Origin of the sequence: Micromonospora sp. NPDC000089, assembly GCF_042899365.1 — a bacterium.
GTDB lineage: Bacteria > Actinomycetota > Actinomycetes > Mycobacteriales > Micromonosporaceae > Micromonospora.
In genome coordinates this window covers 401,711-414,387 of the sequence record NZ_JBIAZT010000003.1, presented here as the reverse complement: position 1 = coordinate 414,387, position 12,677 = coordinate 401,711, and the positions used below count along the sequence as shown (strand labels likewise).

General features: G+C 74.5%; 8 protein-coding genes. 2 read left to right on the top strand and 6 right to left on the bottom strand.

The features are described 5' to 3' along the window. Nucleotides 1-166: 166 nt before the first annotated feature. From ACFY3U_RS08635 to mqnE, 6 genes are all read right to left on the bottom strand, one after another. On the bottom strand, nucleotides 167-2,680 hold the full coding sequence (locus tag ACFY3U_RS08635) for a hypothetical protein (protein ID WP_387197124.1): 2,514 nt from the start codon (nucleotides 2,678-2,680) through the stop codon (nucleotides 167-169). After that, nucleotides 2,677-4,401, bottom strand: coding sequence for a phosphate ABC transporter substrate-binding protein PstS (locus ACFY3U_RS08630; RefSeq protein ID WP_387197121.1), 1,725 nt, complete (start codon nucleotides 4,399-4,401; stop codon nucleotides 2,677-2,679). The genes ACFY3U_RS08635 and ACFY3U_RS08630 overlap by 4 nt, the downstream gene beginning before the upstream one ends. A gap of 8 nt (nucleotides 4,402-4,409) precedes the next feature. Further along, nucleotides 4,410-5,750, bottom strand: coding sequence for a phosphate ABC transporter permease PstA (pstA, locus tag ACFY3U_RS08625; RefSeq protein ID WP_387197118.1), 1,341 nt, complete (start codon nucleotides 5,748-5,750; stop codon nucleotides 4,410-4,412). A 9-nt stretch (nucleotides 5,751-5,759) separates the two neighbouring features. Next, nucleotides 5,760-6,788 carry a phosphate ABC transporter permease subunit PstC gene (gene pstC / locus ACFY3U_RS08620; protein WP_387197115.1) on the bottom strand — a complete coding sequence of 343 codons (1,029 nt, stop codon included), beginning with the start codon at nucleotides 6,786-6,788 and terminating at the stop codon, nucleotides 5,760-5,762. Continuing rightward, complete coding sequence (locus tag ACFY3U_RS08615) at nucleotides 6,785-7,285, bottom strand: hypothetical protein (RefSeq protein ID WP_387197113.1); 501 nt, start codon at nucleotides 7,283-7,285, stop codon at nucleotides 6,785-6,787. The genes pstC and ACFY3U_RS08615 overlap by 4 nt, the downstream gene beginning before the upstream one ends. Before the next feature lie 256 nt (nucleotides 7,286-7,541). Beyond that, nucleotides 7,542-8,711 carry an aminofutalosine synthase MqnE gene (gene mqnE, locus ACFY3U_RS08610; RefSeq protein WP_387197636.1) on the bottom strand — a complete coding sequence of 390 codons (1,170 nt, stop codon included), beginning with the start codon at nucleotides 8,709-8,711 and terminating at the stop codon, nucleotides 7,542-7,544. A gap of 240 nt (nucleotides 8,712-8,951) precedes the next feature. Between mqnE and ACFY3U_RS08605 the strand changes: the two genes are divergently transcribed. Further along, entirely contained in the window at nucleotides 8,952-10,655 is a 1,704-nt protein-coding gene (locus tag ACFY3U_RS08605) for an NlpC/P60 family protein (protein ID WP_387197110.1), read from the top strand. 128 nt (nucleotides 10,656-10,783) lie between these two features. After that, the gene (locus tag ACFY3U_RS08600) at nucleotides 10,784-12,565 is read left to right on the top strand and encodes a hypothetical protein (RefSeq protein WP_387197107.1); all 1,782 of its coding nucleotides are present in this window, start codon (nucleotides 10,784-10,786) and stop codon (nucleotides 12,563-12,565) included. The last annotated feature ends 112 nt before the right edge of the window (nucleotides 12,566-12,677 follow it).

Sequence of the window (12,677 nt, the reverse complement as noted above, 5' to 3'; positions counted from 1 at the left end):
GAGACAGGAGATGGGCCCAGTACCGGTCGGACATGGGCAGGACTCATGCTCGCCAGGGCGGTCGGGCGGTCGATACCGCAGCCCGGAGAACGTTTCCTCCGCAGTGCCTCGCCAACATGTAGGCCGAATGAACGCGCTGGCCAGGGCGTCGCCCGCCCCCCGGCGGTCATCGCGGCGCGCCGGGCGGACGACGCCGGCCGGCCGCCCGCAGCAGCGGACCGGTGAGCGCGGCGGCCGCGCCGAGGCCCAGGACGGCGAGCAGCACGTACCGGATGTTGCCGATCGGTTGGCCCTGGGTGAGCTGGGCGACCGGCTTGCCCGACGGCGACGGTGGTGCCGCCCGGGGGGGCGGCACCGACACCGCAGGCACCGGCGGGGCGGCGGGAGCGGGAGGGGCGGCGGGACCGCCCGGTGCCGCGCCCTGGTTCGCCGTCGCGCTGGTCGTGGCGGACGGGGCACCGGCAGCCGGGCCGGCCGGCGGCGGGGCCGGTGGGGCGGTGGTCGGGGACTTCGCGTTCTGCAGGGCGGTGGCCGCGGTCTCCGCCTGGGCGCGCAGGTCCCTCGGCAGCGGCACGTACCCGAGCGGGAGCTGACCACGCTCCACCCCGGAGACCTGGCCCTTGTCGGCCGCGTACCGGATCAGGGTGGCGTAGTCCCGGCGGTCGGCCGCCGGCTCCGAGGTGTCGGCGGCCGCGTAGGTCAACAGGCCGAGCGGGTACGCGCCCGGCACGCTCGCCGTCGGGTCGATCACCCGTACCCCGTCGGTCCCGCTCGGGACCATCGCGTCGGCCGCCTTCAGCAGCGCGTCCGCGGTCGGGGCGACGAACTCGCCGGCCCGGTTGCGCAGCTTCGCGGTGAACAGGCCGTACCGGGCCGCGGTCGCGGCGTCGGTGACCGACGCGGCGAACCGCTGGGTCACCTGCTGGGGCGGGAAGGCCTTGTACGCCCCCTTCGGGTACACGGTCGGGTCCCACGAGGTGCGGTTCTTGGCGTCCGCGCGCAGGGTCTGGTAGCCGGCCTCGCCCAGCGAGCCCTGGTACGGGCGCAGGTCCAGCGCGCAGTACTTGTCCTGGTCGGGCGGGGTGAAGCAGCCCAGGTCCTGGCGCGGGAAGCTGGTCGGCGCCGGGCCGCCGGTGAACAGCTGCGGGTACTCCTTGTTCACCACCATGCCGTTCTCGTCCGGCTTGCCGGTCAGCCAGTCGCGGGCGGCCGGGTCGGCCAGGATCCACCGCCAGATCTCCTGGGCGGCGGAGGAGTTGCCGATCGACACCATCAGGCCGTCGAGGTTGGGGTTGCTCGCGTAGTCGGCGAACGCCGGGTTGGCGTCCAGGAACTCCTTGTCGGTGCGGATGGTGCGCGGGTTGTCCTTCAGATAGTCGTACGCCGGCTCGTTGCTGCCCGGGATGTCCCGCTTGTAGGACTGGGTGAGCAGCTTCGCCACCAGTCGGGGGGTCAGGTTCAGGTCGCGCACCACGGTGCCGGCGCGGCCGTCCGTGGCGCCCGGGTCCACCCGGAAGTCGATGTTGAACGCGATCACCACGGCGGAGAGCGCGACCGGGGCGTGCACGATCTTCGGTCCGCCCGGTGGCGACTGCACCGGATAGCTGGTGAAGACCAGTCCGGGAGCGCCGTCGGTGGGGTCGAGCAGTTGTCGGGCGGCGTCGTCGTCGGAGGTGGTCGAGTAGCCGAAGACCGGGCCGTTCCCGGCGCAGAGCGCCGGCTGCCAGGAGTACACGGCGTTCGCGACCAGCTCGGAGCCGACGGTCCGGCGCTCGGCCCGGTCCAGTGGGCAGAAGGCGCCGACGGGCTGGAAGTCCAGCGCCACCGGAATCGCGTCGCTGAACACCGACGCGCCCAGCGGGCTGCCCTCCACCTGCTCGGTCGGGTTGCCGGCCCGGTCCCGGTCGCCGCGCGGCACGATGAGCAGCCAGCACCGCAGGTGCCCGGGGGCGCCGCAGCCCAGGTGCGCGGCCTCGGTGGCGGTCTGCACCTCGAACACCGCCCGCCCGGTGCCGTCCGCCGCGGTGACCGCCTTGGGGATCTCGTTGGTGGTGTAGACGCTGAAGTAGTCGGCCAGGATGTCCGCTTCGGTGGACGGGCAGGTCAGCTTCTTCTCCGGCGGCCCGCACGGCTTCTGCGGCCAGGGCTGGGCCTTCCCGCCGTGCGGGGTGGTCTTGCCGTCGGCCGTGCGGAACGGCACCATCTGGGCGTCCGGCGGCAGCGACTCGCAGGGCTTGCCGTTGGGCGGCGGCCCCTTCTCGGGGCAGCGCTGGTCCACTCCGGACGGGGCCCGGGCCGGCACCGGGGAGCCGCCCACCTGGCAGGTCTCCCGGAAGTCCTTGGCCTTCGGGTCGGCCCCCCAGCACTGCATGAACTGCAGGTAGTCGGTGGCCGCCGGGTCGTCGCCGCGCCCCTTGGTGGGCTTGCCGCCCTTCCAGGTCACCACCACGCCCTGGCTGGTCAGGTTGGCGGTCTGCGCGACAGTGATCTCCAGGTCGGAGAAGTCGTCGCCGAACACGCCCGGCCGGCCCTTGACCGTCACGGCCGAGGAGGTGACCGGGTCGTCGGCGGTGACCGCGGCGGCGGTGGCATCCGGCGGCGTCGAGCCGACCGTGACCAGCCCGGTCAGCCCGACCAGCAGGCCGGTCAGCAGCACCGCGAGGCGGCGGCCGGGCCTCATCGCGGCCCGCCCTGGTCGCGGCCGCCCAGCGAGCGGGCCAGCAGCGGCGGCGCGATGATCACCAGGACCAGCAGCAGCCCGGAGAGGATCATCAGGGTACGGTCCAGCCCCCAACCGCCGTCCGCCGCGAGCGCCACCGGGACGCCGTCGACGTACTGGGCGGTGCCGCCGGACGTACCCCCGTTCACCACCTCGCCGGTGTCCGGGTCGACCTGCGGCGGCGCCCCACCGGCCGGTACGCCGTTCGGGCCGGCGGCGCCTGTGCCGGCGCCCGCGGTGCCGGCGGGCCGGCCCGGGGTGCCCGGGGTGCCCGCCGCGCCGCCCCGGGTGCCGCCCGTGCCGGCGCCGCCGGTGGTGCCGCCACCGGTGTTGTTACCGCCGCCGTTGTTGCCGCCGCCCCGGGTCGGGGTGTTCTGCGGCGCGCCGGCGGTGCCGGTGGCGCACTGGAGGGCGCCGTACGCGTCACAGGCCGGCGGGTACGGCGCGGTCTTGGCCAGCAGGTTCTTGCCGTCCGGGGAGAACGTCGGGTTGTTGCACTTGGCGATGACGATGTTCTCCTGCTTGACGCCCGGGATCCGGGCGACCTGCTTGAGGCCCTCCTGCACCAGGTTGCGCGGCAGCGGCGAGTAGCCGAGCCCGCCGACCGAGCGCTGACCCTCGCAGAGGAAGTAGTAGGCGAACCGGCCGAGCGTCTCGCCCTTGTCGGTGGTGAAGCCGCTCTCCAGCTTGGTCGGCAGGATCATGTACGAGTACGACGACAGCGGGTACGCCCGCCGGTCGCCGTTGTCGTAGACGCCGCGCAGGTCCTGGGTGAGGTCGGTCGGGTTCACCTTCGCCCCGCCCAGCCCCACCGCCACGCTGTTCGCGGTCGGCTCGACGTAGTAGTTGCTCCGGTTGCGCACCTTCGCCACCGGAAAGCCGGACTTCTTGGCGTACGCGTACTCGACGTAGGTGATCGCGCCCTCGCCGAGCGACTGCGCGACGTAGCCGGAGACGCCGAGCGAGCCGGCCTGGGCGACCACGCTGCCGTCCGTCGGGTACGGGTAGTACGAGGTCACCCCGCACGGGGTGGCCCGCTTGTTCTGCCGGCACCAGTCGTTCCACAGGTCCGGGTACTTCGCGCTCATCCAGAGGGTGAACTGGGCGGTGGTGCCGGAGCCGTCCGAGCGGACCACCGGCACGATGGTGCGGGCCGGCAGGGTCAGGCCGGGGTTGTCCGCCTTGATCGCCGGGTCGTTCCACTTGGTGATCTTCCGGGTGAAGATCTTCGTCAGCACGTCGCCGGAGAGCCGCAGGTTGGTGACCAGCTTGCCGCCGATCCGGATGTGGTACATGAACGCGGTGCCGCCGGCCACGATCGGCATGTACGCGAAGCCGCGGGCCGGCGCCGGGTCGGAGGTGCCGCTGCCGGCGTCCCGCAGGCCGTACGGGATCTCCGAGACGGCGAAGTCGACGGTGCCGTTGCGGAACTGGTTACGACCGTCCGAGGAGCCGGTGCCGGTGTACTCGACACTGATCCCGTTCTTGCGGATGTTCGACTTCCACTCCCGGATCGCGATCTCGCTCCAGGTCGAGCCGACCCCGACGATCTTCACGTACGACGCGTGCGCGGCGGGCGCCCCGAGCAGGGCGACGGCCGCCGTCAGCACGGCGGTCAGCGTCGCCGCGCACAGGCGGCGGATACGGGTGATCGGCGGGCGGCGGGTCTCGCGTCGCGCCATGGTGGTCCTCACTGTGCGGGGGCCGGTTGGTCTGCGGGGACGGGGTCGGGGGTGGCCGGGGCGCGGCGGGCGTAGCGCTGGACGTCCCGGCGGGACGCCCGCACCCGGCGGGCCTGCTGGCCCCGGCTGAGCTGCCCCGGGCCGCGCCCACCGACCAGCCGGGCCAGGATGAACAGCAGCAGCACCAGGGCGAGCAGGGTGGTGGCCGAGCCGAAGCCGCGCGCCACGTCGTACTCGGACGCGGAGCCGACCAGCTTGAAGGTCATCAGCGGTAGGGACACCTGTGGGCCGTTGAGCGGGTCGGTGTTCAGGCTGTCGGCGAAGCCCGCGGTCAGCAGCACCGGCGAGGTCTCGCCGATGCCCCGGGCGGTGCCGAGGATCACCGAGGTGGCCAGGCCGGAACGGGCGGTGGGCAGCAGCACGTGCAGGGTGGTCCGCCACTGCGGCGCGCCGAGGGCCAGCGACGCCTCCCGGAGCGTGCCGGGCACCAGCCGCAGCACCACGTCGGCGGCCCGGATCACGATCGGCAGCATCATCACGGTGATCGCCAGCGCGGCGGCGAAGCCGGACCGGTCGAAGCCGAGCGCCAGGATCACCGTGGCGTAGATGAACAGGCCGGCCACGATGGACGGCAGCGCGGTCATCGCCTCGGAGACCGTCCGGACCACCCGGGCGAACCGGCCGGGCACCTCGTTGAGGAAGACCGCGCAGGCCAGCCCCAGCGGAACGGTGATCGACAGGGCGATGCTGATCTGCTCCAGCGTGCCGACGATGCCGTGCACGATGCCGCCGGTGTCCAGCGCGGTCTGCGGGCCCGCCGAGGCGAGGTCCTGGGTGAAGAAGTTGCCGTGCCAGAAGATCGCCTTCGCCCCCCGGGTCAGCGGGTACGCGACGACCACCACCAGGGCCAGCAGCAGCAGCGCGGCGATGCTGTGCACCACCGCGGCGATCAGCCGGTCGCGGACCGCCGGGCCGTCCTCGTCGATGCCGACCAGCAGCGCGTAGCAACCGAGGAAGGTCAGCCAGCCGAGCACCACGAAGCCGAGCAGGCCGTCGAAGGGCGCCAGCCGGGTGTAGACGAACACGGTGAGCGCGACGGCCGCCGCGGCGGCGCCGACCAGGGCGAAGACGTCGGTGTGGCGTACCCCGACGGTGCGCCGGCGCGGCTCGAAGCTGGCCGGCTCGGCGCGGCGGCCCGGCACGACGGTCCCGCCGTTGCGGGCCGCGTCGCCGGCCGACCCGACGTCGGCCAGCGCGGACGGCCCGCTCGGCTCCGGCGCGGCGGGGACCGCGGGCAGCGACGCCGTCTCGGTGGAGTCGTCGTCGAGCAGGGCGTGCTTCGGGGTCATCGGGTCTCCTCAGGCATCGCTGGACGCCCCGGACCGGCTGCGGGCGATGATCGACGAGGCGACGAAGTTGACCAGCAGGGTCATCAGGAACAAGGTCAGGCCGGCCGCCATCAGCGCGGAGATGCCGCGCGCCGAGGCGTCGCCGTAGCGCAGCGCGATCAGCGCCGAGACGCTGTTGCTGCCGTTGGCCAGCAGGTGCGGCTGGATCGCGAAGACCGGCGAGATGATCATGTAGACCGCGATGGTCTCGCCGAGCGCCCGACCGAGGCCGAGCATCGAGCCACCGATCATGCCGCCCTTGCCGAACGGCAGGACGACCGAGCGGATCATGCCCCACCGGGTCGCGCCGAGGGCGTACGCGCCCTCCCGCTCGCCGACCGGCGCCTGGGAGAACACCTCGCGCATCACCGAGCAGATGATCGGCGTGATCATCAGCGCCACCACCAGCCCGGCGATGAACGTCGACGAGGTGTACGCGGCGGCCGGCGAGAGCGGATCGTCCGGGTCGGCGCCCGGCACCGCGAACGGCGGCAGCCAACCGAGGTACGTCGACAGCCAGCGGGACAGGCCGATCACCTTGCCCTGCAACAGGAACGCGCCCCACAGGCCGTACACCACGCTGGGCACCGCGGCCATCAGGTCGACCAGGCTGACCAGCGTCCGCCGCAACCCCCGCGGCGCGAACTCCGAGATGTACAGCGCCGTGCCGGTGGCCAGCGGGACGGCGAAGACGATCGCCACCGAGGCGATCAGCAGGGTGCCGGTGAGCACCGCGGCGATGCCGAAGGTGCCGGAGTCCGGCTCCCAGGTCTCGGTGGTCAGGAAGTCCCACCCGGCGACCCGCAGCGCGAGTACCGCCCGGAAGCCGAGGAACAGCCCGACCATCGTCATGAGCAGCAGCACCAGCACCCCGGCCAGCCGCACCCCGCCCCGGAAGGCAAGGTCGGCCGGGGAGCGACGCTGCCGTACCGGGCGGGGCCGGTCGGCCTCGACACCGGCCGCGGGCACCGCCCCGGCCGGACTCGTCACCACGGTCATCGCAGCGCGTTCCGCCGCACGTCGGCCGGGCCGCCCAGGTCCCGGGCGGGGGCCCGCGACACCGGCGGCAGCTGCGCCTTCGGGGGGTCGCCCTCGGGGGCGCCACCGTGCCAGCGGCCCCGGCGCACCGTCCGCGCGCCCGCCACGACCTCCGCGGCGGGCAGCGCCTCCAGGAAACGCTCCAGGTTGTAGCTGCACTCCCGGGTCCGCAGGTACGAGCGGCTGGAGACCGCGACCGGCCGGTCGTCCAGGTCGACCCGCCAGCTCCACTGACCGGTCCGGTCCACGTTGCTCACCAGCGGGTGGCAGCGCAGGTGGTCCTCCCGCAGCGCGAGCACGGCGTTGCGGCAGGCGGCATAGCTGTCGTGCATTCCGTACCCCCGGCCGAGCGCCCGGTTGTTCGGTGAGACCAGCATCCAGACCACGCCGGCGTCCGAGACGCCGGCGGAGCCGGTGGACGGCAGCATGGCCAGGAACACGAAGCGCGCGAGTTGCACCGACGACCCCTTCCTCATGCGGAACCGCCATCCCCCAGGACCAGCGGGATCAGATTCCGGAGCAGCGGTGACCGCACTCGCATGCACGCGCGCACGCCGGACATGCATGAGGTGAACAACGCGTAAGAAGACATCCACCGAACGACGGTCGTTACCGGCCAGTACGGCGGGACGGATACGGCCGAAGGGCCGTGACGCGTCGGCGTCACGGCCCTTCGGGAAGGCGTACGGGCTGGTCAGGCCCCTCGGGGTCGGGTCAGGCCCAGACCTGCTGCGGCTCGGCGCGGCGCTCGGCCAGCGACGGTGCCTTCGGGTACTCGCGGACCACGTTGTAGCGGGTGTCCCGCTCGACCGGCTGGAAGCCGGCGTCCCAGATCAGGTGCAGCAAGTCGTCCCGGTGCATGGTGTTCGGCGTGCCGTACGAGTCGGCGTCGTGGGTGATCTTGTATTCCACGACCGAGCCGTCCAGGTCGTCGACGCCGAAGTTCAGCGACAGCTGGGCCACCGAGAGGCCGTGCATCACCCAGAAGTTCTTCACGTGCGGGATGTTGTCGAACAGCAGCCGGGAGACCGCGAACGTCTTCAGCGACTCGGCCGGCGAGGCCATCGTGGTGCGGGCCTGGATCCGGTTACGGATCTTGCCGTCCGCCGAGTCGACGAAGTCGTGCTGGTAGCGCAGCGGGATGAAGACCGCGAAGCCCCCGGTCTCGTCCTGCAGCTCGCGCAGCCGCAGCACGTGGTCGACCCGGTGCCGGGGCTCCTCGATGTGGCCGTAGAGCATCGTCGCCGGGGTCTTCATGCCCTTCGAGTGGGCCAGCGCGTGGATCCGCGACCAGTCCTCCCAGTGGCACTCGTGGTCGACGATGTGCTGGCGGACCTCCCAGTCGAAGATCTCGGCCCCGCCGCCGGTCAGCGACTCCAGCCCGGCGTCCATCAGCTCGTCGAGGATCGCGTCGGCGGTCAGCCCGCTGATCTTCTCGAACCACTGCACCTCGGTCGCGGTGAAGCACTTGAGCTTGACGTTCGGCAGCGCCGCCTTCAGCTCGCGCAGCACCTTGGGGTAGTACCGCCAGGGCAGCGTCGGGTGCAGGCCGTTGACGATGTGCAGCTCGGTGAGCTGCTCGTCCTCCATCTCCTTGGCCTTGCGGACCGCCTCGTCGATGCGCATCGTGTACGCGTCCTTCTCGCCCGGCTTGCGCTGGAAGGAGCAGTACGCGCAGCTCGCGCTGCAGACGTTGGTCAGGTTGAGGTGCCGGTTGACGTTGAACATCACCCGGTCGCTGTTGAGCTCGGTGCGCCGGTGGTGCGCCAGCCGGCCCAGCCAGGCCAGGTCGTCGCTGTCGTACAGCGCGATGCCGTCGGAGCGGGTCAGCCGCTCTCCGGCGTACACCTTCGCTTCGAGCTCGCGCTTGAGTCCGGCGTCCATCTCCAGCCACGTCCCTTCCACCTGCGGTCCCGTCGAGCCTACGTCGACCCGGCGACACTCCCGGCGGACGGGCGCCGGCAGCGACGCACTTCACCCAACTCTCAGGATCATGTAACCCGAGGTCGCATCGACAAGCCTGCGCTCGTGCGGTAGACAAGGTGGGGCGCGACACACACTTGGCAGCGTCCCGGATCGCCGTGCACACCCCGCGCGGCGCGGCACGCCGACGCAGGGAGCGGAATGGTCGACAGCGGGCACACGCCGGGACAGCGACGACGGACCAGCCCGGTGATCTCGCCGGTGCTGCGGCCGACGCTCTGGGCGGCCCTGCTGGGCGCCGTCGCCGCCGCCGCGATGGCCACCCCCGCGTTCGCCGAGCCGGCCCTGCCCTCCGCCGTACCGGACACCGGCTCCCGCCCGGTCGCCGCCGGTGACCTGCGACTCCCCGGCACCAGCGCCGGCTCCCCCGCCCCGGCGGTGCCCGGCGCCGCCACCCTGCCGGTGGCCACGGGCGTCCCCACCGTGACCCTGCCCGGGGTGCCGACCAACCCGCTGCTGGCCCGGATCAACTCGCTGCAGGAGGAGAACCGGCGGCTCGGCGACGACATGCTTGAGCTGCGCCAGCAGCGCGACGACGCCCGCGGCCAGCTGGCCACCGCCCAGCGGGACCTGACGGCCGCCCAGGAGGCCCTGGTCAAGGCCGAGCAGCGCGCGGACGAGGTGGCCACCGACGCGTTCAAGGCCGCCGCCGCGCTGCCGCCCGGCCAGTTCTCCCGGGACCTGCACGGGCTGAGCGTGCTGCGCCAGCTCTCCCGGGGCGAGCAGGTCGACGGCGCCACCACCGCCGCCACCGGCGAGCTGACCCGGGCCCGGGCCGCCGAGCAGCTGGCCAGCCAGGCGCTGACCGCGGCGCAGGACCGGGTCCGCCGCACCGACGGCGAGCTCACCGGCGCCCAGACCAAGCTGCGGGACAGCGACGCCGCGCTGGTCAAGCTGCGCACCGACAACCAGACCCAGCTGATCCAGGTCGAGCGCCAGCAGGAGGCCGCGGAGCAGAAGCTCGGCGTGGCGTACGTCGAGGGTCAGGCCGCCACCGGGCAGGTCGCCAGCCCGCAGGCGCTGGCCGCGGTCCGCTACGCGCTGGCCCAGCTCGGCGACCCGTACCTCTGGTCCGCCGAGGGGCCGGACCGCTTCGACTGCTCCGGGCTGATGTGGGCGGCGTACCGGTCCGCCGGCTACTTCGAGCTGCCCCGGGTCGCCCGCGACCAGTACTACGCCACCCGCTCCCGGACGGTCGACCGCGGCGCCCTGCTCCCCGGCGACCTGCTCTTCTTCGCCTCCGGCAGCAGCTGGACGACCGTCCACCACGTCGGCATGTACATCGGCGGCGGCAAGATGGTGCAGGCCCCCAGCACCGGCGACGTGGTCAAGATCTCCACCGTCCGCTGGTCCGGCCTGTACGCCGCCACCCGCGTCGTCGGCGCGGTCACCGGCCCGGCCAACGCGCTGCCGGCGATCCCGTCGGGCACCGGGGCCGACCCGAAGCCGTCGAAGCCCGGCACGCCCACCCCGGGCAGCACGCCGAAGCCGGGCACGCCCACCCCGGGCACCCCCAAGCCCGGCCCGCCCACCCCGGGCACGCCGAAGCCGACCCCCGGCACGCCGACCCCCGGCACGCCGACCCCCGGCACGCCCACGCCACGGCCGGGCGGCACGTCCGCGCCGATTCCGCGGCCGACGCCCAGCAAGCCGGCCCCGAGCACCTCCACGCCGTCGGCCCCGCCCAGCACCCCGGCGGAGCCCAGCACGCCGTCGGCGCCGAGCACCACCACCGCGCCGACGGGCACCGCGGAGTCGTCCTCCGCCGCGCCCACCACCGCGCAGAGCACCGGCTCGGCTTCCACCTCGGCGTCGTCCTCGGCGCCGGCGAGTTCCGGGAGCTGAACGGAGGGACCGACCACCGGGTAGGTCCCTCCGACTGTGCCGGCGCGGCGGAATGTGGCACCGTGACAGGCAGGCACACCCGACCCGGCGTTCCGGGTGCAGGTGCGAGCGTGGCGCGGAGGGCGAGCATGGGCGAACACCAGGTTCCGACGGAGACCGTCGGCCGCGACGCCGGGCCCGAGCCCGCCGGCCCGGCCACCGGCGCCGCCACAGCGTCCGCCGTGGACGACCGCCCCGCGGCCGGTACGCCGTCCGCGCCGGCGGTCGCCCGGGCCACGGCCAGCGTCGCCACGGTCACCGCGCCGCCGCAGGACCGGGACCTGCCCGCCACCCCGGCCACCGGCACCACCTACCGGTCGGGCACGCCGGCCGGCGACGCCGCTGCCCCGACCGGCACCGAGCCGACGGCTGGCGCGGAATCGGCCGGAACCGCGCCCAAGCCGGCCGACGCCAGCCCGACCGAGGGCACTCCCGCCGACCCGCCGCCGGCCACCGCGCCGGCCGACGCCGACCCGGCCGCGGCTGCCCCCGAGACGCCGGCCGCCGACCTGGCCGGAGGCGCCGCCGATCGGGCGCCCGCGGAAGCTGAGCCGGCCGGGGCTGACTCCGAGCCGGAGCCGGCCCTGCCCGCGCCGGCCCGGGGCGGCCACGACGGTGCTCCGGCCGAACAGCCGGAGACCTCCCTCGACGCGGCACCGGCCGGCTCCCTCGACGGCCAGCCCGCGCCCGGGCAGCGCCCCACCGACGCCGACGAACACCCGGCCGAGGCCGAGGAGCGTCCGGTCGAGGCCGAGCCGGACGGGCCCCGCCCGGCGGGCGTCGGCGTGCCGGTGATTCCCGGGCAGCGGACCGGCCCGGCCTCCGGAGTCGCCCGGGCCAGCGCGTCGGTGCCGGGCCTCAGCCGGATCTCCGCGCCGGAGGCGGACGGCGCCGCCGCCGGGACGATCGGCCGGACCGGCGCGGCCACCGCCACGGTCTACCGGTCCGCGCCGGTCGACCCGGAGCCTGCCCGGCCGTCCGAGCCCGGCCCGCCGTCCGAGCCCGGCCCGCCGCCGGAGCCGGTTCCGCCGACCCCGCCGATGCCCGAGCCGGAGCCCGTCCCGCACCCGGCGCCCGCGCCGGAGCCCCCGGCGCCGGCGCCGTTCCCCGCGCCGGTACCGCCGTTGCCGGAGCCCCAGCCGGGGCCCCGTCCCGCACCGCCCGGTCCGATTCCGCCGGTGCCGGGCCCGCCGGTGCCACCGCCCGGGCCGGCCGTACCGCCGATGCCCGGTCCGATGCCGGCGCCGCCGTTCCCGCCGCCGCCCGCCATGTCGGCGGCCACGGCGCGGCCGGTCTCCGCGCCACCGGGCCCGGCTGCCGCCAAGCCGCCGGTGGTGCCCGCGCCCGCGCTGCCCGACTGGCCGCCGTCGGAGTTCACCGGCCGCATCGTCACCCCGGCCTTTCCCACCCGGAGCACGCCCGACGGCGACCCACCCACCGGAAGGCCGGGCACCACCGGAAGGCCGGGTACGCCGGGCACCGGCGGCGCGGCCGGCGGGGCGACCGCCAACGGTGGCTCGGGCACCGCGTACCGGACCGGACGCGCGAGCACCACGTACGGTGCGGGAAGCGGTGGCACCACGTACCACGGCGGCCCCGACCTGGCGACCGTCGGGTACGGCGGGACGGAGGGGCCGGGCTTCTCGACGATCTCCCTCCCGGCCGGTGACCCGCTGGACCAGTCGGGCTCGCTGACCGGGCACATCCTCGCCCAGGGCTGGGCCGACACGCCGACGCCCCGATCCAGCACCGCCAAGGTCCTGATCGTGCTGACCGTCTCGCTCGGTCTGCTGGTGGCGATCAGTGTGCTGGTCGTCCTGCTGGCCAACGACGCGCTGGACGGGCTGGTGGGCGGCATCCTCACCAAGTGAGGCGAGCCGGTGCGGACGGCCGTGGCCGCCGGTCGCCTCAGGTGGTGGTGATGGTGAGCCCGCCCACTACCCCCGCGCGGTCGGCGGCCGGTGTCGCCGGTCCGCCGTACAC